General features: G+C 66.4%; 23 protein-coding genes and 1 pseudogene. 9 read left to right on the plus strand and 15 right to left on the minus strand.

Going from position 1 to position 25,834, the window contains the following annotated elements:
* Positions 1-13: 13 nt before the first annotated feature.
* The 7 genes and pseudogenes from RO07_RS02830 to phnG form a co-directional block, all read right to left on the minus strand.
* On the minus strand, positions 14-1,150 hold the full coding sequence (locus RO07_RS02830; RefSeq protein WP_039407882.1) for an alpha-D-ribose 1-methylphosphonate 5-triphosphate diphosphatase: 1,137 nt from the start codon (positions 1,148-1,150) through the stop codon (positions 14-16).
* A gap of 16 nt (positions 1,151-1,166) precedes the next feature.
* Positions 1,167-1,880 (minus strand): phosphonate C-P lyase system protein PhnL, encoded by a 714-nt coding sequence (phnL, locus tag RO07_RS02835; protein ID WP_237171433.1) that lies wholly within the window; start codon positions 1,878-1,880, stop codon positions 1,167-1,169.
* 83 nt (positions 1,881-1,963) lie between these two features.
* Positions 1,964-2,779, minus strand: a complete 816-nt coding sequence (gene phnK / locus RO07_RS02840; RefSeq protein WP_052266967.1) for a phosphonate C-P lyase system protein PhnK — start codon at positions 2,777-2,779, stop codon at positions 1,964-1,966.
* Positions 2,776-3,709, minus strand: a pseudogene (locus RO07_RS02845) (alpha-D-ribose 1-methylphosphonate 5-phosphate C-P-lyase PhnJ). The gene phnK and the pseudogene RO07_RS02845 overlap by 4 nt, the downstream one beginning before the upstream one ends.
* Positions 3,684-4,877, minus strand: a complete 1,194-nt coding sequence (locus tag RO07_RS02850) for a carbon-phosphorus lyase complex subunit (RefSeq protein WP_039407884.1) — start codon at positions 4,875-4,877, stop codon at positions 3,684-3,686. The pseudogene RO07_RS02845 and the gene RO07_RS02850 overlap by 26 nt, the downstream one beginning before the upstream one ends.
* On the minus strand, positions 4,877-5,521 hold the full coding sequence (phnH, locus tag RO07_RS02855) for a phosphonate C-P lyase system protein PhnH (protein ID WP_052266968.1): 645 nt from the start codon (positions 5,519-5,521) through the stop codon (positions 4,877-4,879). Before phnH ends, RO07_RS02850 begins: the two co-directional genes overlap by 1 nt.
* On the minus strand, positions 5,522-6,004 hold the full coding sequence (phnG, locus tag RO07_RS02860) for a phosphonate C-P lyase system protein PhnG (RefSeq protein WP_039407886.1): 483 nt from the start codon (positions 6,002-6,004) through the stop codon (positions 5,522-5,524).
* 94 nt (positions 6,005-6,098) lie between these two features.
* Between phnG and phnF the strand changes: the two genes are divergently transcribed.
* The 3 genes from phnF to phnN are packed head-to-tail and all read left to right on the plus strand — an operon-like array spanning position 6,099 to position 8,190.
* Positions 6,099-6,860, plus strand: a complete 762-nt coding sequence (gene phnF / locus RO07_RS02865) for a phosphonate metabolism transcriptional regulator PhnF (protein ID WP_039407888.1) — start codon at positions 6,099-6,101, stop codon at positions 6,858-6,860.
* Positions 6,857-7,618 carry a DUF1045 domain-containing protein gene (locus RO07_RS02870; protein ID WP_052266969.1) on the plus strand — a complete coding sequence of 254 codons (762 nt, stop codon included), beginning with the start codon at positions 6,857-6,859 and terminating at the stop codon, positions 7,616-7,618. Before phnF ends, RO07_RS02870 begins: the two co-directional genes overlap by 4 nt.
* Positions 7,615-8,190, plus strand: coding sequence for a phosphonate metabolism protein/1,5-bisphosphokinase (PRPP-forming) PhnN (phnN, locus tag RO07_RS02875; protein ID WP_039407890.1), 576 nt, complete (start codon positions 7,615-7,617; stop codon positions 8,188-8,190). Before RO07_RS02870 ends, phnN begins: the two co-directional genes overlap by 4 nt.
* A 63-nt stretch (positions 8,191-8,253) precedes the next feature.
* Here the strand turns inward: phnN and RO07_RS02880 are convergent, their stop codons facing one another.
* Both RO07_RS02880 and RO07_RS02885 read right to left on the minus strand, forming a co-directional pair.
* Positions 8,254-8,850 (minus strand): TetR/AcrR family transcriptional regulator, encoded by a 597-nt coding sequence (locus RO07_RS02880; protein WP_052266970.1) that lies wholly within the window; start codon positions 8,848-8,850, stop codon positions 8,254-8,256.
* A complete protein-coding gene (locus tag RO07_RS02885) occupies positions 8,847-9,383 on the minus strand; it encodes a dihydrofolate reductase family protein (protein ID WP_039407893.1) in 537 nt (178 codons plus the stop codon). Before RO07_RS02885 ends, RO07_RS02880 begins: the two co-directional genes overlap by 4 nt.
* 245 nt (positions 9,384-9,628) lie before the next feature.
* Here RO07_RS02885 and RO07_RS02890 point away from each other — a divergent pair, with 245 nt between their 5' ends.
* The 3 genes from RO07_RS02890 (at position 9,629) to purU (ending at position 14,113) form a co-directional block, all read left to right on the plus strand.
* Entirely contained in the window at positions 9,629-12,118 is a 2,490-nt protein-coding gene (locus tag RO07_RS02890) for a GcvT family protein (protein ID WP_039407896.1), read from the plus strand.
* A 173-nt stretch (positions 12,119-12,291) separates the two neighbouring features.
* Complete coding sequence (locus RO07_RS02895) at positions 12,292-13,143, plus strand: NUDIX hydrolase (RefSeq protein WP_039407897.1); 852 nt, start codon at positions 12,292-12,294, stop codon at positions 13,141-13,143.
* A gap of 97 nt (positions 13,144-13,240) precedes the next feature.
* The gene (gene purU, locus RO07_RS02900; protein ID WP_039407899.1) at positions 13,241-14,113 is read left to right on the plus strand and encodes a formyltetrahydrofolate deformylase; all 873 of its coding nucleotides are present in this window, start codon (positions 13,241-13,243) and stop codon (positions 14,111-14,113) included.
* A gap of 13 nt (positions 14,114-14,126) precedes the next feature.
* Here the strand turns inward: purU and RO07_RS02905 are convergent, their stop codons facing one another.
* From RO07_RS02905 to RO07_RS02930, 6 genes are all read right to left on the minus strand, one after another.
* The gene (locus RO07_RS02905; protein WP_039407901.1) at positions 14,127-15,497 is read right to left on the minus strand and encodes an MFS transporter; all 1,371 of its coding nucleotides are present in this window, start codon (positions 15,495-15,497) and stop codon (positions 14,127-14,129) included.
* Between the two features lie 300 nt (positions 15,498-15,797).
* Positions 15,798-16,244: a DUF488 domain-containing protein gene (locus tag RO07_RS02910; RefSeq protein ID WP_084072412.1), complete on the minus strand. Its 447-nt coding sequence runs from the start codon at positions 16,242-16,244 to the stop codon at positions 15,798-15,800.
* A 156-nt stretch (positions 16,245-16,400) separates the two neighbouring features.
* Positions 16,401-17,534: a 2-aminoethylphosphonate--pyruvate transaminase gene (locus tag RO07_RS02915; protein WP_039407902.1), complete on the minus strand. Its 1,134-nt coding sequence runs from the start codon at positions 17,532-17,534 to the stop codon at positions 16,401-16,403.
* A 104-nt stretch (positions 17,535-17,638) separates the two neighbouring features.
* Positions 17,639-19,477: a putative 2-aminoethylphosphonate ABC transporter permease subunit gene (locus RO07_RS02920; RefSeq protein WP_084072413.1), complete on the minus strand. Its 1,839-nt coding sequence runs from the start codon at positions 19,475-19,477 to the stop codon at positions 17,639-17,641.
* Positions 19,478-19,484: 7 nt separating this feature from the next.
* Positions 19,485-20,567: a putative 2-aminoethylphosphonate ABC transporter ATP-binding protein gene (locus tag RO07_RS02925; protein ID WP_039407904.1), complete on the minus strand. Its 1,083-nt coding sequence runs from the start codon at positions 20,565-20,567 to the stop codon at positions 19,485-19,487.
* Positions 20,568-20,657: 90 nt separating this feature from the next.
* Complete coding sequence (locus RO07_RS02930) at positions 20,658-21,698, minus strand: putative 2-aminoethylphosphonate ABC transporter substrate-binding protein (RefSeq protein ID WP_039407907.1); 1,041 nt, start codon at positions 21,696-21,698, stop codon at positions 20,658-20,660.
* Between the two features lie 400 nt (positions 21,699-22,098).
* On the opposite strand from RO07_RS02930, the gene RO07_RS02935 reads away from it, so the two are divergent.
* From RO07_RS02935 to phnY, 3 genes are all read left to right on the plus strand, one after another.
* Entirely contained in the window at positions 22,099-22,815 is a 717-nt protein-coding gene (locus RO07_RS02935) for a phosphonate utilization associated transcriptional regulator (protein WP_039407910.1), read from the plus strand.
* Positions 22,816-22,935: 120 nt separating this feature from the next.
* Positions 22,936-24,228, plus strand: a complete 1,293-nt coding sequence (phnA, locus tag RO07_RS02940) for a phosphonoacetate hydrolase (RefSeq protein WP_052266971.1) — start codon at positions 22,936-22,938, stop codon at positions 24,226-24,228.
* A gap of 125 nt (positions 24,229-24,353) precedes the next feature.
* Positions 24,354-25,808 (plus strand): phosphonoacetaldehyde dehydrogenase, encoded by a 1,455-nt coding sequence (gene phnY, locus RO07_RS02945; RefSeq protein WP_039407916.1) that lies wholly within the window; start codon positions 24,354-24,356, stop codon positions 25,806-25,808.
* Positions 25,809-25,834: the final 26 nt, after the last annotated feature.

A 25,834-nucleotide genomic window follows, 5' to 3' on the forward strand; every position in this document is an offset into this window, starting at 1 on the left:
CGCCGGGAACGCATCAAGCGATCCGCTGCCCTTCTACATACGTCGCACGCGGCACCGGCGGCATGCCGGGACGCACCGCCACGCGCACCATGTCGGCGCGCAGGCCCGGCACGATGCCGCCGCGATCCGCGAGGCCGGCCGACTTCGCCGGATTCCACGAGACCGTACGCATTGCCTTCGACAGCGGCCACCCGATGTCGGTGTGCAACTGGAATGCAGCCTGCATCAGACTCGACGGCACATAGTCCGACGATAGGATGTCGAGCACGTCCTCGCGCGCGAGATCGGCGGCCGCCACGTTGCCCGAGTGCGAGCCGCCACGCACGATGTTCGGCGCCCCCATGATCACGCCGATCGACCTCTCGTGCGCGCCGCGCGCGGCGGTCAGCGTCGTCGGGAATTCGGACAGCGCCACGCCGTCGCGCACGGCTTCTTCCACGTGTTCGAGCGACGTGTCGTCGTGGCTCGCCAGCGGCAGTCCGCGCGCACGGCTCATCTCCACGATCTTGCGGCGATGCGGTCGGGCAAACGCTTCCTGCTGCGCCTTCAGCTCGGCCAGCATCTCCGCCCACGTCTCGTCCGATACCTTGCCGTTGCGCTCGTGATACTGGCGGTACAGCGCCGGGTCGTGCCACTGGCGCTGTCCCGGCGTGTGGTCCATCAGCGACACGAGCCGCAGCAGCGGATGCTCGCACATCTCCACGAAGGCGTCGGCCGCGTCGCGCGTGGCGACTTCGCAGCGCAGGTGCAGAAAGTGGTCGACGCGAAAGAGGCCGGCGGCCGCGGTCTCGAGCAACGCCTGACCGCATTCGTCCTGCACCTTGCGGCTGCGCAGACCGCCGGCGTCGCGCTCGCCGATGACGAGCGAGTCGAATACCGTGGTGATGCCGGCGGCGGCGACCTGCGCGTCGTGAATGGCGAACGCCGCATGCGTGTTCCATAGCACGCCGGGGCGCGGCGCGAGGTGCTTTTCCAGATTGTCGGTGTGCAACTCGACCAGGCCGGGCAGCAGATGATCGCCCTCCCAGTCGACGGCTTCGGGCGCCTGCGTCGTGCCTTCTTCCACGGAATGAATGCGGCCCTCGCGCACTTCCACGACACCGGTGAAGGTAGTGTCCGGGGTGACGATACGGGCGTTCTTGATGAGCATGAACAGACTCCGGAGGTCAATGATCGTTGCGAAGCACGGGGCGCATGGCGAGCGTGCGCGTGGCCACTTCGTCGCGGGTCGCCTCGTCGTGGAAGATACCCACGATGGCGCTGCCCGCCGCGCGCGCTTCTGAAATCAATTCGGCCACGACGGCGCGGTTGCGTGCGTCTAGCGAGGCGGTCGGCTCGTCGAGCAGCAGCACCGGCGCCGCGGCGATCAACCCGCGCGCGATGTTGATGCGCTGCTGTTCGCCGCCGGAGAACGTGGCCGGCGCGAGCTGCCACAGCCGCTCGGGGATGTTCAGGCGGGCGAGCAGGTCGCGCGCCCGCCCGGTGGCGTCGCCTTCGGCGTGGCCGAGGCGACGCAGCGGTTCGGCCACGATGTCGAGGGTGCTGACGCGCGGAATCACCCGCAGAAACTGGCTGACGTAGCCGAGCGTGGTGCGGCGCACGGCGAGCACGTCGCGCGCGCTGGCCGTGGTCAGGTCGACCCAGCGCTCGCCGTCGCCAGGCAGCGCGTCCCGATGCCGGATCTCGATGCGCCCGGCGCCGACGAGATAGTTGCCGTAAAGGCAGCGCAGCAGCGTGCTCTTGCCGGCGCCCGACGGGCCGACGAGCGCCACGCATTCACCGCGCCGCACCGTCAGATCGACGCCATCGAGCGCGGGAATCGTCGCGCCGCCCTGGGCGTGCAGACAGAAGGTCTTGTGCAGCCCCTGGGCGCGCAGCATCACGTCGTGTTCGCGCGTGGCGAGAGAGATCGACGCGTGCCCCGGTGCGGACGTGTCGGGAGAGATAAAGGAAGTCGTCGCGCTCATACGGGCAGCACCGAGGAAACCAGCAGTTGCGTGTAGGGATGTTGCGGGTCGTCGAGCACCTGGTCGGTGAGCCCGGCTTCCACGACGCGTCCGGCCTGCATCACGATCAGGCGATGCGCGATGAGTCGCGCCACACCGATATCGTGCGTGACGATGATGGCGGCCAAATGAAGACGCTCGACGAGCGAACGCAGCAGATCGAGCAGCCGCGCCTGCACCGAGACGTCGAGGCCGGCGGTCGGCTCGTCCATGAACACGAGACGCGGCTCGGTCACGAGATTGCGCGCGATCTGCAAGCGCTGCTGCATGCCGCCGGAGAACGTACCCGGCATGTCGTCCACGCGGGCGGGATCGAGCTCCACCTGTCCCATCCAGTGCTGCGCCTTCGCGCGTATGTCGCCGAAGTGGCGCGCGCCCACGGCCATCAGCCGGTCGCCGATGTTGCCGCCGGCCGAGACGTTCATGCGCAGTCCGTCGCGCGGGTTCTGCTCCACGAAACCCCATTCGGTGCGCAGCAGGCGGCGCTTGCTCGCTTCGTCGAGCGCGCGCAGGTCGTGCTGGACGCCGTCGGTGCCGCGGTAGTGCAGCGTGCCCGCATCGATTTCATGACGCAGGGCGAGCGCGTTGAGCAGCGTCGACTTGCCCGAACCCGATTCGCCGACGACGCAGATCACTTCGCCGGGCCACAGATCGAACGTCACGTCCATGCAGCCGATGCGCTCGCCGTAGCGCTTGCCGAGGCCGCCCACGCGAAGCAGCGGGGCGTCGGCGGGCGGCGCGGCGCGCAACGCGGTATCCGGGTGCGCACTCATGCGGCCTCCTTCGACGCCGGCGCGCCGGTGTGGCTGCCGCAATAGTCGCTGTCCGAGCACACGTACATGCGCGTGCCCGCGTCGTCGGTGATCACTTCATCGAGGAAGCTGTCGGTCGCGCCGCACAGCGCGCAGTGCGCCTCCCACTTCTGGATGGCGAACGGATGATCGTCGAAGTCGAGACTCTCGACCGGCGTGTACGGCGGAATCGCGTACAGACGCCGCTCGCGTCCCGCGCCGAAGAGTTGCAGCGCCGGGTTCATATGCAGCTTTGGGTTGTCGAATTTCGGAATCGGCGAGGGCGACGTGAGATAGCGACCGTTGACGATCACCGGATAGTCGTACGTCGTGGCGATGGCGCCGTGCCGCACGATGTCCTCGTAAAGACGCACGCGCATGAGGCCGTATTCGCCGAGCGCGTGCAGCTTGCGCGATTCCACGATGCGCGGCTCCAGGCGAAAGAGCGGTTCGGGCATCGGCACCTGATAGACCATGATCTGGCCTTCGCGCAGCGGCGTTTCGGGAACGCGGTGGCGGGTCTGGATCACGGTGGCCTCGGACGTCCTTGTCGTCGTGGCGACGCCGGCCGTGCGCGCGAAGAAGCGGCGAATGTTCACGGCGTTGGTGGTGTCGTCCGCACCCTGATCGATGACCTTGAGCGTGTCGTCCGTGCCGATCACGGCGGCGCTCACCTGAATGCCGCCGGTGCCCCAGCCGTAAGGCAGCGGCATCTCGCGGCTGCCGAACGGCACCTGGTAGCCGGGAATCGCCACGGCCTTGAGCAGTCCGCGGCGGATCATGCGCTTGGTCTGTTCGTCGAGAAACGCGAAGTTGTAGCCTTCCACCGTGGTGGCGGCCGCCTCCGGTCGCGGCGCAATGCTCTCGCGCGAAAGGGTGGCGTCGCTCATGCGGCCTCCTTGGTGCTTTGATCGGCGGCCGGTGCAGCGTCGCCGTCCGCAGTGGGTTCGCCGTGTTTGGCGGCGTGCTCGGCGCGCAGGCGGCGAACCAGTTCCAGTTCCGCCTGGAAGTCGACGTAGTGCGGCAGCTTCAGGTGCTGCACGAAGCCCGAGGCTTCCACGTTGTCGCTGTGATAGAGCACGAACTCCTGCTGCTGCGCGGGTGCGGTGGCGGCGTCGCCCAGCTCCTGCGTGCGCAGCGCGCGATCGACGAGCGACATGGCCATCGCCTTGCGTTCGTTGTGGCCGAACGCGAGGCCGTAGCCCTGGGTGAATTGCGGCGGGATGTCCTGGTTGCCGCCGAACTGCGTGACCATCTGGCATTCGGTCACGGCGATCTCGCCGATATCGACGGCGAAGCCGAGCTCCTCCGGCACGATCTCGACGGCCACATGACCGATGCGAATCTCGCCGGCGAAGGGGTGATCGTTGCCGTAGCCACGTTGCGTCGAATAGCCGAGCGCGAGCAGGAAGCCCTCGTCGCCGCGCGCCAGATTCTGCAGACGCGCTGTGCGCGAGGCCGGCGTGAAGAGGGGCGAGTGCACGAGGTCGTGCGGTTCGGGGTCCGTGTCGTCGGCGCGCAGGGCTTCGAGCAGGCCGTCGCGCGCCAGGATGTCGGTGACGCGAGGCGTGGCGCCGATGGGCGGCACGGCAGGCGCAACCGAAGCCGGCACGTCGGCGTCGGTGGGCGCCATCGCGTCCGATGTGGCTTGCACGTCTTCGCCGGTGGTGTCCTCCGCGAGCAGCGCGAAGTCGAGCAGCCGTTGCGTGTAGTCGTACGTGGCGCCGAGCACCTGGCCGCCGGGCACATCCTTGAACGTCGCCGAAATGCGGCGCGACAGACGCATGGCGGCCGTGTCGATGGGCGGGGTCGTGCCCAGACGCGGCAGCGTCGTGCGATACGCGCGCAGCAGGAAGATCGCTTCCACGAGATCGCCCGCCGCCTGCTTGATGGCGAGCGCCGCAAGCGTTTCGTCATACAGCGCGCCTTCGCTCATCACGCGCGATACGGCAAGGCGCATCTGTTCGCGGATCTGTCGGACGGTGAGCTCGGGCACACGTGTGTCGCCGCGTCGTGCGCGAGCGAGCAGGTCCCAGGATTGTTCGATGGCGCGCTCGCCACCTTTGACTGCGACGTACATCAGCAGACCTCCACATGCGTCGTGCGCGGCAGGCCGAGCACGGTTTCGCCGGCGGTGACCAGCAGGTCGAGCCCGGCGGGAAAGCGCGGCGCGAGGGCGGCGCGCGCCTGCCAGAACGCCGCGTCGAGACCGCCGACGGTGACATCTGAATGCGTGGCGATACCTGGGCCGCGCAGGCGCAGACGAAGCCCGTGCGCGCTGGCGTGCCCGTCGTGTCCGGCGCGCAGCGTGGGAACGTCGACGATGAGTGTGGCGGCATGCTCGGGCGACTCGGCGGTCCCGAACGCGAAGCGCTCGAGCGCAGGGCAGCGCGCGGGATCGGTGAGCAGCGCGAACTGCGCGTTGGCCAACTCGGCTTCGCCGCTCAGGAGCGGCGCGCCTGTGTGAAAACGCAAGGCGCTGGCCACTTCCGGCAGCGCCGACTGCAGCCAGACGGACGTGGTGGCGTCGGCCAGCGCGAGCAGCGTGGCGCGCGCGGCGACGCTCGCCTCGGCGCTCGGCGCGAGCCGGCTGCCGACGCTGCGCAGTCGGCCCGGCCGAGCCAGTGCGTCGAGCACCGCGCGGAAGACGCCTTGCGCATCGTGAACCGGATCGGCAAAACCGGGTTGGAGTTGCGACCAGTCGGGTGTCGATGCCATCAACATTCAAGCCTCCCGAACCATCGTGAAGAATTCGACCCGGCTCGCGGCGGTGTCCGCTTCCTGTTGCGCCACGGTTGCGGCCAGGCGCCGCGCAATCGCGGCGAGCGGGCCCGCGGCGAGCGTGTCGTGATAGCCCGGCACCTGCATGAGGGCGTCGAGCCGCGCCACGCGCGCGGCACGCTCGGCGTCGCGTCCGAGCACATAACCCGTGCCGACGACGCCATCGTCCTGACGCAAGGTGCAGCGCGTCACGGTCGCTTCGCCAAGGTTGAAGCGATCGCCGCTGCCGCCGACCCGGCCCTGCACGAGCACGAGGCCCGTTTGCGGGGCGCGCAACCAGACGAATGCGGGCGCCCCGACGCAATTCGCGATGGCGCCGTCCAGTTCATCGCGGGTGGCGCGGGCGAGCAGCGCGAGCCATCGCGCACGGGCTGGCGGGGCGGCGACACCTTCGTCGCGCGCGGTGCCGGAATTTGTGTTTGGCATGATTGTCTAGTCGTATAGACGTGTGTATGATCACCGGGACATCGGATGAGGTAATGCACGCGAACTCATTACAACTTTCCCGGGTGTCAATTTGATGACAGCACAACTCGAACGCGGCGGCGGTGTCGCCGTCTGGCGGCAGATTGCGCAGATTCTCGCCACGGAAATCGGTCAGCGTCGGTACGGCGAAGGACTGCCGGACGATCGTTTGCCGAGCGAGACCGAACTGGCGCAACGCTTTGGCGTGAACCGTCACACCGTGCGGCGCGCGATTCTCGGACTCACGGAGCAGGGCCTCGTGAGCGTGGAGCACGGACGCGGCACGTTCGTCCAGGCGGGCGCCATCGGCTACGTGATCGGCCGCCGCACGCGCTTTACCGAAAACCTCTCGCAGCACAATCTCAAGACCGCGCAGCAGATCGTATCGGCGCAGAAGCTCAGGGCCGAAGCGAACGTGGCGCAGGCGCTCGGGCTGCGAGCGGGATCGCCCGTCTATCGCCTCGAACTTGCCCGGCGCAGTCTCGACGCGCAGGGGATCGAGTTGCCGCTTGCCTATAGCGAGAACTGGTTTCCGGCGGCGCGCTTTCCCGACTTTCCGGACGTCTTCGCGCAGTACGCGTCGATCAGCGAAACGCTCGCGAGCTTCGGCGTGACCGACTACACGCGTCGCGAGAGCCGCATCGGCGCGCGCCTGCCGGACGCCGACATTGCGCGCCATCTCGGCATCAATCGTCAGCAGCCGGTGTTGAGCGTGGAGAGCACGGACGTGGACGAAACGGGCAAGCCGATCAAGTACGGCGTCACCTATTTCCCGGCCGATCGCATGCAGCTCGTCGTGCAGGGGGAGACGGCATGAAGGTCGAGACTCGACGCGAGCCGCTGCCCGATCTCGATCTCGCCGTGGCGCGCTTCGCCATCTACTACGCCCCGCCGGCCGGTTCGTGCTGGTGGAACGAAGGCAGCCGCTGGCTGGGTCGCGACGCCATCACCGGGCGCCATCTCAATCCTCCGCATGTGCCTCGCCTGTCGCGCGCGTTGCATGAACTCACCGTCGAGCCGCGCCGCTATGGCTTGCACGGCACCCTCAAGGCGCCGATGCGCCTCGCGCCGGAGGCAAGCGTCGACGATCTTCTCGCGATAGCGGCTACCGTGGCGGCGCGCCACGCGCCCTTCGATCTGACGGTGCAGGCGGATGTCATCGACACCGACAACGACAAGCGCCCCGGCTTCGTCGCATTGCGTCCGAAGGCGGTCGATTCGGCAAACGCGGCGATGCAGTCGCTTGCCGCCGACTGCGTGCAGGCCTTCGATGCCCTGCGGGCACCGCCGAGCGACGCGGAACTCGCACGTCGGCAAGCGCAGACGCTCTCGTCGCGCCAGCGGGAATTGCTTGCGCAATGGGGGTATCCGTTCGTGCTCGATGAATTCCGCTTCCACGTCACGCTATCCGATCGCGTCGATGCGCCGGACGCGTCGGCGATGATCGAATGGTGGCAGCCGCGCGCGCAGGCGCTTGGCGCGATGCGGATCGACGCGCTGGCGCTTTTCGTGCAGCCGGCGCCTGGCGAGCCGTTCGTGCTTGTCGAGCGCTTCGGCTTCGGGGAGGGCGCATGACGAACGCGCGTCTCTTCTACGTGATGGGGCCTTCCGGCGCGGGCAAGGACTCGCTGCTCGCCTATGCGCGCGAGCGGCTCGATACGGCGGCATCCGGCGCGCCGCCAGTGCCGCCGGTGTTTTTTGCGCACCGCTATATCACGCGTCCTCCGTCCGATGGCGAAAACCACATCGCGCTCACGCACGGGGAGTTCGCGCGGCGGCGCGAGTTGGGCTGCTTCGCACTCGACTGGGAGAGTCACGATTGCCGGTACGGCGTCGGCGTGGAGATCGATGCGTGGATGGCGGCGGGGGCGAACGTCGTCGTCAACGGCTCGCGCGCGTTTCTCGCACGGGCTGTGCGACGTTACGGCGAGCGCCTGCATCTCGTGGAAATTCGCGTCGATCCTCAGGTGCGGGCGTTGCGTCTGGCGAGCCGGGGGCGCGAAACGGGCGAAGCGCTCCACAAGCGCGTGGCGCATCGCGTCGCCTGGACGCCGCCGGATGGCGTGCCGCTCGCGGTCGTTTCCAACGACGGCGCGTTAGCGGAAGCAGGCGACCGGCTGATCGCCTTGCTGACGTCGCAGAGCTAGCGTCGAGCGGCGAGGGCGAAGCGGCGCCGCTTCGCCGACATGGTCGCTATCGAACGAGGGCGATCATGCAGCTCGCGCGGCGCCGCGACCGGTCGGTGGCGACTGATTGGCCAAACTGTTCAGCAGACAGTCGAGGGCTCGCCGATAGGGAGTCGCCTGCGGCGGCGTCGATTCGGCGTCATCGCTCGTCTGAGAGAAGGGCAACCCGCTGCCGTGCGCGTGGTCGATCAGGATGTCGCGCCACAGAACGGGCTCCGACGTCATCGCGCCGAGCAACCCGGTCAGGCGATCGGTAATCTCGCGAGTCACGCCGGCAAATGCCTCGGGCGTCGCGAAGATGGCGAGCGTGAGTTGCGGGTGGCGGCGCACGGCGTCGTGATAGCGAATCAATATCTCGCGGATTTCGGCACGACATTCCAGGCCCGCGTCGATACCTTCCAGTACCTCGGCGTAGACTTGATCCGACAGCGCGCGCAACAAGCCCGCGTGATCCTCGACGTGGTGATACAGGCTCATCGGCGTGACGCCGAGCCGCCCGGCCAGCGCGCGCATGCTCAGTCCCTGCCCGCCGCGTTCAGCGAGCAGCGCGAGTGCCGTCGTCAGGATGACTTCGCGCGTGACGCCGGTACCCTGCGCGGGCCGTCCACGCGGCCGGCTCATGCGACGACCCGGTAAGTCGATTGCACCAACCCCGAAGGAAAGCACCGGCTGCCGATCAACTGCATGTCGATGTCTTTCCTCAATGCGCCGAACAGTGGTCTTCCCGAGCCGATGAGCAGCGGCACCGTGGTGATGACCATGTCGGCGATCAGACCTTCGCGCAGGAACGACTGCACCACTTGCCCGCCGTCGACATAGATCCGGCCCACGTTGTCCTGCGCCAGCGCCTCCATCAAGGCCTTGGGCGACAGGTCCGAGAAGCGCACCTTGCCCTCGAGTGCATCGGGCACAGGCGTGTTCGCCAATTGTCTCGACAACACCGTCACGGGGCGGTCGTAGAACCACGGCCCCATGGCAAGCACTTTCTCGTAGGTGCCGCGCCCCATCACGATCGCATCCTTGTCGGCAATGAAGGCGGTGTAGCCGTGATCCTCCGCGGGATCGTCGCGTTGCAGGAGCCAATCGATATCGCCGTCGGCCCGGGCGATGAAGCCATCCAGGCTGGTGGCGATGAAAACGTGTGCCGTGGTCATGATGTCGAATGCGATTTATTTATACGTCGTATATTTTACGTAAACCACTCCCGAAAACAAGCCGTGGCCGCGTTGCGACGAGCAAACTCCCCGATCGATGTCGTCAGTATGTCGATTCACTTGAATGGCAATATGTGTTGTTTTGTTGCAAAATATTGCAATGATGATGCGTTTTGCGTAATCTCACGCCATCGATCACGACATTGCCCGGCGTCGGCCGGCGCGAGCCTTTCCGGAGCCAGCCCATGCCTGCAGCCTTGCCCACTCACGCCCGCGTCGTCATCGTCGGCGGGGGGATCGTCGGATGTTCGGTCGCGTATCACCTTGCCAAACTTGGCTGGACGGACGTCGTCCTGCTGGAGCAGGGGCAACTGTCCTGCGGCACCACGTGGCATGCCGCGGGACTGGTGGGGCAATTGCGTTCGCAGGAGAGCATGACGAAGCTCATCCGCTATTCGACCCGGCTCTACAGCGAACTCGAAGCGGAGACGGGGCTCGGCACGGGCTGGAAGGCATGCGGCTCGCTGTCGGTGGCGCGCACGGCCGAGCGGATGACGCAACTCAAGCGCACGGCCGCCGTCGCGCGCGCCTACGGCGTGCAGTGCGACGTGATATCGCCGCGCGAAGCGGGAGAGCTGTGGCCCGTGATGCGCACCGACGATCTCGTGGGCGCGGTGTGGCTGGCGGGGGACGGCAAGGCGAACCCGACCGATCTTACGCAGGCGCTCGCGCGCGGCGCGCGCAGCCGTGGCGTGCGCATCGCGGAGAACATGCGCGTCACGCGGATCCACACGGCGTCGCCGAACGGCGTCCGCACCGCGACGGGCGTGTCGTGGCGCAACAAGGAGGGTGAGAGCGGGCGCATCGACGCCGAGATCGTCGTCAACTGCGCGGGGCAGTGGGCAAAGGCCGTCGGTCGCATGTGCGGCGTGAGCGTGCCGCTGCATTCGGCCGAGCACTACTACGTCGTGACCGAGCGCATCGCCGGGGTGCATCCCGACTTGCCGGTGATGCGCGATCCCGATGGCTACATCTACTTCAAGGAAGAAGTCGGCGGCCTCGTGATGGGCGGCTTCGAGCCCGACGCCAAGCCGTGGGGCATGAACGGCATTCCGGACAATTTCGAGTTTCAGTTGCTACCCGACGATTGGGACCAGTTCGAGATTCTCATGGAGAACGCGCTCGTGCGCGTGCCCGCGCTGGAAACCGCACAGATCCGGCAGTTCTACAACGGTCCCGAGTCGTTCACGCCCGACAACAACTTCATCCTCGGCGAGGCGCCCGAACTGCGTAACTTCTACGTCGGCGCGGGCTTCAACTCGATGGGCATCGCCTCGGCCGGTGGGGCGGGCATGGCGCTCGCCGAGTGGATCGTCGCCGGCGAGCCGACGATGGATCTCTGGCCGGTGGACATTCGACGCTTTGCGGGCTTCAACGGCAACGACACGTGGCTGCACGACCGCGTGAAGGAAACGCTCGGCTTGCATTACGCGATGCCCTGGCCGAATCGCGAACTCGATACCGCGCGGCCGTTCCGTCGCTCGCCGCTGTACGCGACGCTGCTCGCCAAGGGAGCCTGCTTCGGCAGCAAGATGGGGTGGGAGCGACCGAACTTCTTCGCGCCGTCGCCGGCCGAGGCGAAGATCGAGTACAGCTTCGGGCAGCAGAACTGGCAGGCGTGGAGTGGCGCGGAGCACCGCGCCTGTCGCGAGGCCGTGGCGCTGTTCGACATGAGCTCGTTCTCGAAGCTGCTCATCAAGGGCCGCGACGCCGAAGCCGTCCTGCAGACGCTATGCGCCAATGACGTCGGCGTCGCGCCGGGCCGCACCGTCTACACCGCCATGCTCAACGAGCGCGGCGGCTACGAGTCGGACTTCACGCTTACGCGCCTCGCGCCGGACCAGTACCTGATGGTTACCGGCTCGGCGCAGACCACGCGCGACATGGACTATCTCGAGCGGCGCATCGCCGGCCTGCCGGGGGATCCGCGCTGCGTCGTCGTCGACGTCACGGGCCAATACGCGGTGCTCGCGGTGATGGGCCCGAACTCGCGGGCGTTGCTCCAGCAAGTCTCCAAGGCGGATTTCTCCAACGACGCCTTCCCGTTCGGCGCGAGCCGGGAAATCGACCTCGGCTACGCGACGGTGCGCGCCACGCGCCTGACTTACGTGGGCGAGCTCGGCTGGGAGCTCTACGTGCCGGTGGAATTCGCCGTGGGCGTCTACGAGACGCTTCACGCCGCCGGCGAGCCGTTCGGCCTGAAGGACGCGGGCTATTACGCCATCGATTCGCTGCGCATCGAGAAGGGCTATCGCGCCTGGGGCCGGGAGCTGACGCCGGACACGAACCCCGTGGAAGCGGGGCTGACGTTCGCCTGCAAGCTCGGCGGCGACACCCCGTTCGCGGGACGCACGGCGGTCGAGCAGGCCAAGGCGAAGGGTGCGCGACGTCGGCTCGTGAGCGTGGCGCTCGACGGCGCGCACGACAGGATGCTCTGGGGCGGTGAAGCGGTGCTGCGCGACGGCAGGCCGGCGGGCTTCATTTCCTCCGCGGCGTACGGCCACACCATCGATGCGCCCGTCGCGCTGGCGTTTCTGACGAATCCCGAGGGCGTGGTCACGGCCGATTACGTCGAATCGGGGCATTACCAGGTCGACCTCGCGGGCGAACGCATCGACGCACGTGTCCAGTTGCGCGCGCTGTACGATCCGAAGGGCGAGCGGGTGAAGGGCTGACGGGGGCGAGCGCTTCCCTTGACCCGTCTCCGGGCCGCGGCGGCTGCGGGCGGCGGTACGCCGCGCGGCATGCCGACGCTCGACACGGGCGGAGTCGCCGCCGCTTCTGTAAAATGCCGCTTTTGCTTCGATTTCGCGTGTCTCCGGAGGGGGGCGCGTCCGGTCTCTGACGTATGTCTTTTGCTTGTATTGCGGCGGCGCGCCGCTTCGACGCCACGGCGCATCTGCCGCTCGTGATCGGTTCGCAGCGTTATGGATGGATTCGCCGAAGCGACATCGAGTTGCTGCGCGCCTGGCCCGACGTGTTCGAGATCAGCTCGCTCGCCGTGCGCATTCATCCGCGTCATGACACCTGCGAAGCCCGGACGGTGGCGCTCGCGCCGGTCATCGAAGCGCTGGCGGCGCAGGGACGCATCACCGGCTGGCGCAACGAGCGGTACGCCATTCGCCAGCGGCTCTATGACGCACCGCTGGCCTGGATCGAGCGTGCCGCCTCGCGGTTTTTCGGCACGCGCACGTTCGCCGTGCACGTGAACGGTTATGTCCCGGCCCGCTTCATCGGCGAAGCCCCGAAGATGTGGATCGCGCGTCGCAGCGTGCTCAAGGCGACCGACCCAGGCTGTCTCGACAACGCGGCGGCAGGCGGCATCGGCAACGGTATCGGCGTGGGCGACACGCTTGTCAAGGAGTGCTGGGAGGAAGCGGGGATTCCGGCGTTTCTGGCCAACGAGGCGCGTCCGGGACGCACGCTGCACATCCTCGCGGAAATTCCGGAGGGCGTGCAGTCGGAGCAGATTTTCGTCTACGATCTCGCGCTGCCGCGCGGCTTCGTGCCCGAAAATCAGGACGGCGAGGCGAGCGCGCACTGGCTGTGCCCGGCCGGCCACGTGCGCGACGTGATCGCGCGCGGCAAGATGACCGTCGATGCGAGCCTCGCGAGTCTCGACTTCCTGCTGCGCGAAGGCGCGATCCGCGCAAAGGAATGCGCCGGCATCGAAGCGCTGTTCAAGCCGGCGGACGAATAATCGACACCCGTGCGCCGTGTGCGATCGGACGCAGCATGGCCACAGACATGAATTTCAACACTGCAACGACATTGCAAGCCTTTGCCCAGGAGCAATCATGGCACCGATCGAAAATAGCTACATTCTGAAGTTGTCCTGCCCGGACCGTCCCGGCATCGTCCACGCGGTGGCCGGTTTCCTGGTCGAGCGCGGCGGCAACATTCTCGACTCGGCCCAGTTCAACGATCGCTTCACGGGCGGCTTCTTCATGCGCGTGCACTTTCAGCAACTGCCGGGCGAGTCCGATCTGGCCACGCTGCAACGCGACTTCGCGCCGCTCGCCGGGCAGTACGAGATGCAATGGGAACTGGTCGACGCCGCCATCAAGCCGCGCGTCATGCTCATGGTCTCGAAGATCGGCCATTGCCTGAACGATCTGCTGTTCCGCTACAAGACCGGCCAGCTCAATATCGAAATCCCGGCGATCGTCTCGAACCACAAGGACTTCTACCAGCTCGCCGCGAGCTACGACATCCCGTTCCATCATCTGCCGCTGATGAACGCCACGCCGGAATCGAAGGCCGCGCAGGAAGCGAAGGTGTACGAGCTCGTTCAGGACAACCACATCGATCTGGTCGTGCTCGCCCGCTACATGCAGGTGCTCTCGGCCGATCTGTGCAAGAAGCTCGCCGGCCGCGCGATCAACATCCACCATTCGTTCCTGCCGAGCTTCAAGGGTGCGAAGCCCTACTACCAGGCGTTCGACCGGGGCGTGAAGCTGATCGGGGCGACGGCGCATTACGTGACGTCGGATCTCGACGAAGGCCCGATCATCGAACAGGAAGTCGAGCGCGTGGATCACACGATGGACCCGGAGCAACTGACCGCCATCGGTCGCGACGTGGAATGCGTGGCGCTCGCGCGCGCCGTGCGCTACCACGCCGAACATCGCATCCTGCTCAATGGCCACAAGACGGTGATCTTCCGCTAAGCCTCACGGCCAATCAGCTCCGCTGCGCGAGTTCGCTGCCGGCGTCGCGCGCGAGCCGCGCGATCGAGATCGTCGAGCTCACGGCGATCAGACCGACGGTGAGGAAGGCCCAGGGAAAGTCGACATTGGCGACGTGGTCGCGGCCGTGCAGATACGACGACGTCTGCAGCACCGCCGCCCCGATCGTGATCCCCAGCGTGAGCGACACCTGCTGCGCGACGCTCGCGAGGCTCGTCGCCTGGCTCATGCGATGCGCAGGCACGTCGGCATAGGAAATGGCGTTGAGGCTCGTGAACTGCAACGAACGGAAGCAACCGCCGAAGAGCAGCGTGCCGAGAATCACCAGATGCGAGGTCTGGTCGGTGAACAGCCCGTAGCCGCCGATCGTCGCCGAGGCGATCACGGCATTGATCATCAGCACGCGCCGGAAGCCCCAACGCTGCAGAATGCGCAACGACAGCGTTTTCATGAACATGGCGCCCGCGGCCGAAATGAACGTCAGCGCCCCCGATTCCATCGGCGTCATGCCGAAGCCGAGTTGCAGCATCAGCGGCAGCAGGAACGGCGTGGCGCCCACGCCGATGCGAAACAGCGTGCCGCCCGCCACGCCCGCGCGAAACGTCGGAATGCGCAACAGGTCGAGCCGCAGCAACGGATGGGCGAGGCCGTTGGCGTGACGCAGATACGTCCAGATCAGGCCCACGCCGATCGCCACGAGGCCGAGCGCCAGCGGCGTGGGAATCAGGTGACGACCGATGGTCGACAGACCGAGCAGCAGGATCGATAGTCCGAGGCCCGACAGGAGGAAGCCCTTCACGTCGAGGGGAGGCACGTCGTCCTCATACAGATCGGGGATGTACCGAGTGGCGAGCACGAAGCCGAGCACGCCGATCGGAATGTTGACGAAGAAGATCCAGCGCCAGTGCCAGTACGTGGTGATGAAGCCGCCGAGCGGCGGGCCGAGCACGGGGCCGACGAGCGCGGGAATCGTCAGGTAGTTCAGCGCGCGCACCATGTCGCGCTTCTCGATGGACTTGAGCAGGGCGAGCCGCCCGACCGGCACCATCATCGCGCCGCCCATGCCCTGTACGAAGCGCGCGACCACGAGCTCCGGCAGATGGGTCGAGATGCCGCAGCAGATCGAGCCGAGCACGAACACACCGATGGCGGTGCGAAACACGTTGCGCGTGCCGAAGCGATCGGCGATCCAGCCGCTGACCGGAATGAAGACCGCGAGGCTGATGAGATAGGTCGTCAGCGCGAGTTTGAGCGTGATCGGACTCTCGCCGAGATCCTGGGCGATCAACGGCAACGAAGTGGACAACACGGTCGAGTCCATGTTTTCCATGAACAGCGCGCAGGCAACGATCAGTGGAACGAGCATGAGGCGTGGCGTTGCCGTGGCGGCAACCGGATAGGCGTTCGAAGTACGACACGGCGTACTGCATCGGAAACCACCGGTGAAACGCGGACCGCGGTGGTGGCGCCCTTCGCGTGCGAGACGGCGGCGCTGTGTTGCGTTATAGCAAATTCATCGCCGCGCGTCCCGCGCACGCGGGAAAGCCAGACACCATGCGGGTTCACCCGCTGCTGCGGGGACCGTCACGGTGTTTCAAGTGGCGGAATGCCGTGTTGCGGTGCGACACGGCGTCGCGTCGTCCATGGCGAAACGACGGCGCCCGCGCTAGTGCGCTTCGAGGAAGTCGCGCAGCACCTCCAGGTGCGTGTGCGTGGCGCCGTCCTCGAGGCGGTGCGCCGCCGTGAGCAGCGTGACGCGGCCTTCGGTCAGGCGCGCGCGAAGCTCGGCGAGCATGGCGTTGTGATCGGCATCGAGCGCGGCGAGTTCGTCGAGGTATTGCTCGCGGAACGCACCGAACTCGTCGGGATGTTGATGAAACCACTGGCGCAGGGGCGTGCTCGGCGTGACGTCCTTGGCCCAGAAATCGATGTGCGCCTTCGCTTTGGCGAGACCTCGCGGCCAGAGACGGTCGGCGAGCACGCGTTGGCCGTCGTCGGGAGCGGGCGTATCGTAGACGCGCTTGAACCGGATATCGAGTGACTTGCCGCTACCCTTGCGGGTCGGGGCGCGTTTGGCCGGCGAAGCGGCACCGGCGGCTTTCGATGATGGCATGGAGGGGCGATCTCCGCAGGGAGCGCGCGCAGGCGCGCGATACCGAGAGCTTACCGGAGGCGGTCGACGTGCGCATGCCCCCACGGCTGCGGCACGCGCCGCCCGCCGGCGGGCGCCCGGCGTATTGCCGAAGCCCCCGCCATGTCCTCGCTCAGATCACGCCGCGCGTGTCAGCGGCGCAACCTGCCGGATGCCGAGCGAGGCCAGCGCCTGCCCGATCGCCGTCACGACGTTGCGCATCTCGTTCTCGTCGATGGCGCCGATGCAACCCACGCGGAACGTCTCGATCTGCGTGAGCTTGCCCGGATACAGGATGTAGCCGCGCTCGCGTACGGCCGCGTAGAACGCCTTGAAGTCGTATTTGCTGTCGGCAGGCGCGTGGAACGTGACGATGACGGGCGCCTGCGCTTCCGGTGCGAGGAACGGCCGGAAGCCCAGCGACGCCATGCCGTCGATCAGCGTCTTGCAGTTGCGGCGATAGCGCTCGCCGCGCACAGGCTGGCCGCCTTCCGCGAGGAACTGGTCGACGGCCGCACGCAAGGCCGCCACCACGTGCGTGGGCGGTGTGAAGCGCCATTGCGTGGTCTTCTGCATGTACGCGTACTGGTCGTGCAGATCCATCGCCAACGAGTGGCTGTTGCCGGCGCTGGCGTCGAGCACGGATTTTTTCGCGATCACGAAGCCCATGCCCGGCACGCCTTCCAGGCACTTGCCGCTGGCGGCGATGAGCGCGTCGAACGGCATTGTGCGCACGTCGATCTCCACCGCACCGAACGAGCTCATCGCGTCGACGATCAGCCCCTTGCCGTGCATCTGGCACACACGTGCGATTTCCGCGAGCGGGTTGAGCACACCGGCGCCCGTCTCCAGATGCACTTGCGCGACGTGCGTGATCGAGGGATCGCGCGTGAGGGCGTCCTCGATGGCGGCGGCCGTTGCGGTCTGGTCTTCGGGGATCGGCAGTGCGACGGCGTCGCGGCCGAGGTAACGGCAGATCTTCAGAATGCGCTGGCAATACGCGCCGTTGTCCGGCACGAGAATGCGCGCGCCGCGCGGCGTGAGCGTGCCGATGGCCGCTTCGACCGAGAAGGTGCCCGAGCCTTGCAGCGGCACGCACACGTAGTCCTCGCCACCGTGCACGACGTCCACCAGATCGCGGCACAGCGACGCCGTGATGCGATTGAACTGGGCGTCCCACGAACCCCAGTCGCGCAGCATGGCCTGTCGGGTGGCCGGCGACGTGGTGAGCGGGCCGGGGGTGAGCAGAATCGGTTCCTGACCGAGAATCATGACCGCCTCCTATCAAGCGGGGAAACAAGCGAGAGAAGTAACAGCACTGTCGACGTTCGCGAGCGTTGCGGGCGCGGGGCTGCGGCCACAGCCCCGTGCCGGGTTCATGCGTGAGATCCGGATGGGGTCGACGTGGTCGATGTGCCCGACACGTTCGATGTCCCGGCCGCCTGGGCCGCCGGCCGTCGCCACGCCTGCGTATAGCGCTCCACCACGAGCTGGATGCCGTGATAGAGCAGGCAGACCAGCATCGAGGTGAGTACCACCAGCGTGGCTATCGCTGCCGCGGGACCGATGGAGCCGGTCTCGTCCATGTTGACGATGGCCACCGAGGCGAGCGACGTGTCCGCCGAATAGAGGAACACCACGGCGGAGACCGTCGTCATGGCGTTCACGAAGAGATAGCGGCTGATGTCGATGATCGACGGCAGACAGATCGGTGCCGACACGTGCCAGAACGTGCGATAGAAGGGCACCTTGAGCGAGGCCGAGACGTACTCGAACTCCGGATCGATCTGCTTGAGCGCAGTGATCGCCGTGAGGTGACTCGACGAGTAGTAATGGACGACGTTGACGATCACCAGGATCGCCAGCGTGCCGTACAGGCCATGCAACGGGTTCGTCTCGGGCACGAAAAAGAAGATGTAGCCGAGGCCGAGTACGAGACCCGGCACGCCCATCGGCAGCACGGCCATCATGCGGATGACGCCGCGCAGCCACGTCATGCCGCGCGTCTTCTCGAGCAGGTAGGCGATGACGAAGATCGCCGCCGTGCCCCACACGGCGCACCAGAACGCCATCTGCACGCTGTTGAGGTACGAGTCCACCGCGCCGCTCTCCACGAGCCCGAAGCGGTAGTGGCCGAGCGAAAGGCTGAAGTTGTACGGCCAGAACTTCACGAACGACGCATAGACCGCCATGCCGAGAATAGCGAGCATGATCGCGGCCATGCCCCAGCACAGCGTAGCCATCAGCCAGTCGAAACCGCGCGAGGGCTTCGGCACGTACGGCACGGCGCGCGCCGAGAGCAGCGCCTGCTGCTTGCGTTGCACGACCGAGTCCACGAGATAGGTGATGCCCACGGGCACCAGCAGCACGAGGCCGACGACGGCGCCCTTGGAAAAGTCCTGCTGCCCGATGACGAGCTTGTAGATGTCGGTGGCGAGCACATTGAAGTCGCCGCCGATGACCTTCGGAATCCCGAAATCCGAGATCGCGTAGGTGAACACGATCATCGCCGCGCTGATCACGCCGTACTTCGCGCCGGGCAGTGTAATGGTGAAGAAGCGTCGCAGCATCGGCGTGCCGAGCGCGTCCGCCGCCTCATAGAGACGGGCATCGGTGAGCGAGAGCGCGGTGATGAGGATCATCAGCGCGTGCGGGAATGTCGCGTTCACCAGCGACATCACAATGCCGAGCGGGCCGTAGATATCGATGTCGCCCATGAACGGGCGCAGCAGGCCCTGATTGCCGAACCAGAAGATGAAGGAGATCGCCGGCAGCAGCGTCGGGCCAAGAATCGGAATGAGCGCGATGTTGCGCAGCAGTGTCTTGCCGCGAATGCGGCTGCGCGTGAGTGCGTACGCGAATAGGAACGCGAGCGGCACGGTGATGCCGGTGGTCACCGCCGAGATCCACACGCTGTTCCAGATCGAGCCGAACAGTGCGGGAGAGTGGAAGTACTCGCGAAAGTGCTGCAGGCCGACGAAGCGGCCATCGCTGTCCTGCACGCTCTTGACAAGAATCGCCGCCATCGGCGCGAGCAGGAAAAGCACGCCGGCGGTAGCCGCGACAAGCAGCAATGCCTGGGCGAACCGGTCGGTCCAGTGCGAAGCGAGCCGTACGGGCCGCAGCGTCGCGGGCGACGGCTCTACCGCCGTGCCGATGGCCGGGGCCGCGTGCACGGGCGACGGGCTGTGCAGTGTCGAAGGTACGGAACTCATCTCGGCTTCACCCCTGACGGAAGACGCGCACGGCGGCGCTCGGCACGGCAAAGCGCAAGGCGCCGCCGGCTGCCGGTTGCAGGGCCTGCATGTCCGCAGGCGAGAGGTCGGCGTAGAGCGCGTGCTCGCAGGCATGCATGCGCAACGTTACGCGCGAGAACGCCCCGAGGAATTCGATCTTCTCGACGGCGCCATCGAAGACGTTGGTGTCCTCCTCGAGCGCGTCGAGATCGCGCACGCGCACGTCTTCCGGCCGGAAAAAGACGCGGATGTCCTCGCCGGTGCGACAGCCATTGAGCGTGCCGCACGTGAGCTCGTACTGCCCGACGTGTACCCGCCCGGCATCGCCCAGCCGCGCCGGCAGGATGTTGGTCTTGCCCACGAAGTCCGCGACAAAGGGAGTGGCGGGCCGTTGATAGATCTCGCCCGGCGTGCCGACCTGTTCGATCACGCCCTGGTTCATCACCACGATGCGGTCGGCCATCGACAGCGCTTCTTCCTGATCGTGCGTGACGAGAATCGTCGTGATGCCGAGACGCTGCTGGAGCGCGCGGATTTCGCTGCGCAGGCGTACGCGCACTCGCGCGTCGAGTGCGGAGAGCGGTTCGTCGAGCAGCAGCAGGCCGGGCGAGGTGGCGAGCGCGCGCGCAATCGCGATGCGCTGCTGCTGGCCGCCGGAGAGCTGGCCGGGGAATTTGCCGCCCGCATCGGGCAGGCCGACCATCGCGAGCAGTTCCGCCACGCGAGCGTTGCGCTCGGCGCGCGGCACACGACGATTCGTCAACCCGTAGGCGACGTTTTGCGCCACGCTCAGATTCGGAAACAGCGCATACGACTGGAAGACGATGCCGTAATCGCGCCGCATGGGCGGCAGCGTCGAGATGTCGCGTCCGTTTTGCGACAGCGTGCCGTGCGTCTGCGCTTCGAGGCCCGCGATGATGCGCAGCAGCGTGGTCTTGCCGCAGCCCGACGGGCCGAGAAAGCACAGCATTTCGCCGCGTCGCACGTTCAGGTGTATGTCCTGCAGCACCACCGTGCTGTCGAAGCGCTTGTGAATGCCGCTCAGGCTCAGGTAAGTGTCGTCGCTCATTCGGGGGACCTCCTGCGGTGTTCGCCCTGTGGTCTGTCGATGTCGGACGGGGCGTGTGTCGCGCCCGTCCGTCGCGGATGCCGGCAGACGTTACTTCTTCTCGGATTTCGCGCCGTAGCGCTTCTGCCACTCGGCGAGCACGGACTCACGGCGCTTCGCGATCTCGGTGAAGTCGTTCTTCACGAGCAGATCGGGGTAGTTCGCGGGGATCGTGTCGAACTGCTTCGCCACGCCCGGATAGGCGACGATGGCCCAGTCCTTCGCGTACATCTGGTTCGCTTCCTTGCTGGCGAGCCAGTCCATGTAGCGCTTGGCGGCGTCCATCTTTCTGGTGGTCTTCACGATGCCGGCGGCTTCGATGTCGTAGCCCAGTCCTTCCTTCGGGAAGACGAGATCGATCGGCGCGCCCGCCGCCTTGGTGCGATGCGCGTTGAACTCGAACGAGATGCCGATCGGGTATTCGCCGGCGCCCGCGTCGCGACATGGCTTCGAGCCGGAATGGGTGTACTTGACGATGTTCCTGTCGAGCGCGTCCATGTACTTCCAGCCACCGTCCTTGCCGAACATCTGCAGCCAGGCGGTCACGTCGAGAAAGCCCGTGCCGGACGTGGCCGGGTTCGGCATCACGATCATGCCCTTGTAGATCGGCTTCGTGAGGTCCTCCCACGACGTGGGCTTCGGCAGATTGCGCTTGGCCGCTTCCACCGTGTTGAAGCACACCGTGGCGCCCCACACGTCGAGTCCCACCCACGACGGCGGGTTCGCGCTGTCGCTGTAGGCCCGCGTGAGCTGATCGAAACCCTTCGGCGCGTACGGCGCGAGTAGCCCTTCCTGCTTGATCAGCTCCAGGCTCGAAGCCGCCAGCCCGGCAATCACGTCGGCCTGCGGATTGGCCTTCTCCGCGAGGATCTTGGCCGTCACGACACCGGTGGAGTCGCGCACGTATTTGATCTCGATGTCCGGATTCGCCTTCTGGAACGCCTCGGCGTATGGGCGCATGACTTCGACTTCCCATGCCGTGTAGACGGTGAGCGTGGTCTTGGCGAGCGCATGGCCTGCCTGGGCAGCGCAGACGATTCCGGCGGCGAGGACGGCGGCAGCGCGCACGGCGCGGCGCAACGATGGGTTCATGGATGGCTCCTGTGGGTCGCGAACATATGTCGCGCTGTCAGTCGGGAAGTCGCCTTCTCTGAGGCGATGTGTTGCATATTATTGGCAATTTATGTCTTTTTCTTGAAACCCTTTGCATTTGTCATCTGTTCGTCAAATACCTCCAATAGTATGGAAATCGTTGATTCAGATAGGGTTTTGTCGTTGCCTACACCGACTCAATCCGACGATGTCGCCAACCTTGGCTGCGATGTCGGATGTGTTTTGTTGACAATCTACAAATTGCTGTGCTTGAATGTCAAGCAACAAAATTAATCACGTAATGCCACAAATTGCCTCAGACGATCCGCTGAGACAGCTTGCCCCCGGGTGTGACGGCTTTGCGTGACGGCATCAGCGCCCAGAGATAAGGAAGACCGGTATGACCTCCAAGCCCACGTCGCCTACCGCCATCGAGTTGCTGCAGAGCCAGTCGCTCACCACGCTCGTTCAGCACGAGATCGAGCGCCAGATCATGGCGGGCACGCTCACGCCCGGCACCAAGCTCAATGAAATCGAAGTCGCGGGCCGTCTCGGTGTCTCGCGCGGCCCGGTGCGCGAAGCGTTTCGCGCGCTGGAGGAGGCGGGGCTGCTGCGCACTGAAAAGAACCGCGGCGTGTTCGTGCGGGTGATTTCGATCGAGGAGGCCGAAGAGATCTACACGCTGCGCGGCGTGCTCGACGAGTACGTGGCGCGCACGCTGGCCGAAGTCATCGATTCGGAGCAGCTCACGCGGCTGCGCGAGTCGGTCGAGGCGATGCATCAGGCGGTGGAGGCGGGCGACAGCGAGGCGTACTACGGCCTGAACCTGGCGTTTCACGACGCGCTCGTCGAGATGGTGGGCAATCGCAAGCTGCTCGAGACGTATCGACGCCTGGTCAAGGAACTGAGCCTGTTCCGGCACGAGGCGCTCACCGGCGACACGTCGGCGCCGCCGAAGTCGGAGCGCGAGCACCGGGACATCGTGAGTGCCATCGCCTCGCGCGATCCCGAGCGCGCCGCGCAGGTCACGCGCGAGCACCTGTCGCGCGGTCGCGCACGCATTCGCGAGGCGCTTGCGCGCGCGCCCGGCGTGTCGGCGCAGGCGAAGGCCGGATAAGCGAGGGGCAAGCGAAAGTTAAGCGAAGCCCTTGCCAACGTTACCGATGTCGTCCTTGACGACGCACTACTGAATACCGGCCGCCGGATGGGCGGCGCGCCAGGCGCTACGCCAGAGGCGATGGACCGAGTTACCGAGTTGCTCTTGAGGAGACCCGACGTGAACCAGCCCGTGCAGATCCAAGTCAACGGCCGCCAATACCGGTTGCCGCAACAGCCGACCGTCATCGTTTGCGTCGACGGCTGTCAGTTCGAATATCTCGAAGCGGCCGCCGCTGCCGGCGTGGCCCCCTACCTGAAGCATCTGCTCGCCGACGGCGCGGTGTTTCAGGGCGACTGCGTCGTGCCGTCGTTTACCAACCCGAACAATCTGTCGATCGTGACCGGTGCGCCCCCCGCCGTGCACGGCATCTGCGGCAACTACTTTTTCGATCCGGCGGCCGACGGCGGCCGGGGGGCGGAAGTCATGATGAACGATCCGGCCTACCTGCGCGCCGGCACGGTGCTCGCGGCCGCCGCCGATGCGGGCGCCAGCGTCGCGGTCGTGACCGCCAAGGACAAGCTGCGCAAGCTGCTCGGCCATCGCATGAAGGGCATCTGCTTCTCGTCCGAGAAGTCCGATCAGGTCACGCTGGCGGAGAACGGCATCGAGGATGTGCTCGGGCTCGTGGGCATGCCCGTGCCGGACGTCTACAGCGCCGCGCTCTCGGAATTCGTGTTCGCGGCGGGCGTGCGCCTGCTGGAGACGCGCCACATCGACCTGATGTACCTCTCGACGACCGACTACGTGCAGCACAAGTGGGCGCCGGGCACCGAGGGGGCGAACGCCTTCTACGCCATGATGGACAAGTATCTGCGCCGCATGGACGAACTCGGCGCGGTCATCGGCCTGACCGCCGACCACGGCATGAATGCCAAGCACGATCCGAGGACCGGCCAACCGAACGTCATCTATCTGCAGGACTTGCTCGACGACTGGCTCGGCCGGGGCGTCGAGGCGGGAGGCGCGCGCGTGATCCTGCCGATTACCGATCCGTACGTCGTGCACCATGGCGCGCTCGGTTCGTACGCCACGATCTATTTGCCGCGCGACGTCGATGGCGATTCGATCCGTCAGCGCATCGCCGCGATGCCGGGCATCGAGGTGGTGCTGACCAATGCGCAGGCCTGCGCCCGCTTCGAGCTGCCGCCCGATCGCGTTGGCGATCTGGTGGTGGTGAGCGATCGGTCGGTGGTGCTCGGCACGAGCGCGAGCCGTCACGATCTGACGGGCCTCACGGTGCCCCTGCGCTCGCACGGCGGCATATCCGAGCAGACCGTGCCGTTGCTGTTCAATCGCAAGACGCAGGGCATTCCCGGCAAGGCGCGGCTGCGCAACTTCGACATTCTCGACGTGGCGCTCAACCACGTCTGAGCCGAAACGAGCGTGTTGACGAGATAGCGAGAGATCGCAAGATAGCGAGAACCAACGGTGACGCGATCCGCACGCGGGTCGCGCCACCGGGCCCCTGTCCGGTTGGATATGCTGTGGAGAACCCCATGAACGCGCCGCACAAGCTGCACCCCGAGTTCCGCGCCGAAGCCCTTCGCATCGGCGGTGAGAAAGTGACCCGCGAACGGATCATCGAAGTCTTCAATCCGTATTCGGGCGATCTGGTCGGCACCGTGCCGAAGGCTTCGCTCGACGACGTGCGCCGCGCGTTTGCGATCGCCAAGCAGTATCGCTCGACGCTTACACGGTTCGAGCGCGCCAACATCCTCGAAAAGGCTGCAGCGCTGCTGCGCGAGCGCACCGCCGAGGCGGCCGCCATCATCACGATGGAGTCGGGGTTGTGCAAGAAGGACGTGGTCTACGAAATCGGGCGCGTTGCCGACGTGCTGGGCTTCGCCGCGGGGGAAGCCCTGAAGGACGATGGCCAGGCGTTCTCATGCGATCTGACGCCGCACGGCAAGAAGCGTCGCGTGGTCACGCAGCGCGAGCCGCTGCTCGGTGCGATCTCGGCCATCACGCCGTTCAATCATCCGATGAACCAGGTCGCGCACAAGGTGGCGCCGTCGATCGCGACCAACAACCGGATGGTGCTCAAGCCGTCGGAGAAGGTGCCGTTGTCGGCCTACTATCTGGCCGACACGCTGTACGAGGCCGGTCTGCCGCCCGAGATGCTGCAGGTCGTGACCGGCGATCCGATGGAAATTGCCGACGAGCTCATCACGAACGAGAACATCGACATGATCACGTTCACGGGCGGCGTGTCGATCGGCAAGTACATCGCGTCGAAGGCCGGTTATCGACGCATCGTGCTGGAGCTCGGCGGCAACGATCCGCTCATCGTGATGGAGGACGCCGACCTGGACCGCGCCTCCGATCTCGCGGTGCAGGGCTCCTACAAGAATTCCGGCCAACGCTGCACGGCGGTCAAGCGCATGCTGGTGCACCGCGATGTTGCGGCGGCATTCACCGAACTCGTGGTGGAGAAGACGCGCGCATGGAAGTACGGGGACCCGGCCGACGGCGCGAACGACATGGGCACCGTCATCGACGAAGCGGCCGCGCGTCTGTTCGAGTCGCGCGTCAACGAAGCCGTCTCGCAGGGCGCTCGTCTGCTGGTGGGCAACAGGCGCGAGGGCGCGCTCTACTCGCCGACCGTGATCGACCGCGTCGATCCGAAGATGACCGTCGTGCGCGAGGAGACCTTCGGACCGGTCTCGCCGATCCTGACGTTCGGCAGCATCGACGAGGCGATCGCCATCTCGAACGGCACGGCCTTCGGTCTGTCGTCGGGCGTGTGCACGAATCGCCTGGACTACGTGACGCGTTTTACCAACGAGCTGCAGGTCGGTACCGTGAACGTGTGGGAGGTGCCGGGCTACCGGATCGAACTCACGCCGTTCGGCGGCATCAAGGACTCGGGGCTGGGTTACAAGGAAGGGGTGCAGGAGGCGATGAAGAGCTTCACCAACACCAAGACCTTCACCTTGCCGTGGGGAATCTGAGGTCGGTCGAAGCGCCGGAGCGGGGG

Source organism: Pandoraea pulmonicola (genome assembly GCF_000815105.2).
In the GTDB taxonomy this organism is placed as follows: domain Bacteria; phylum Pseudomonadota; class Gammaproteobacteria; order Burkholderiales; family Burkholderiaceae; genus Pandoraea; species Pandoraea pulmonicola.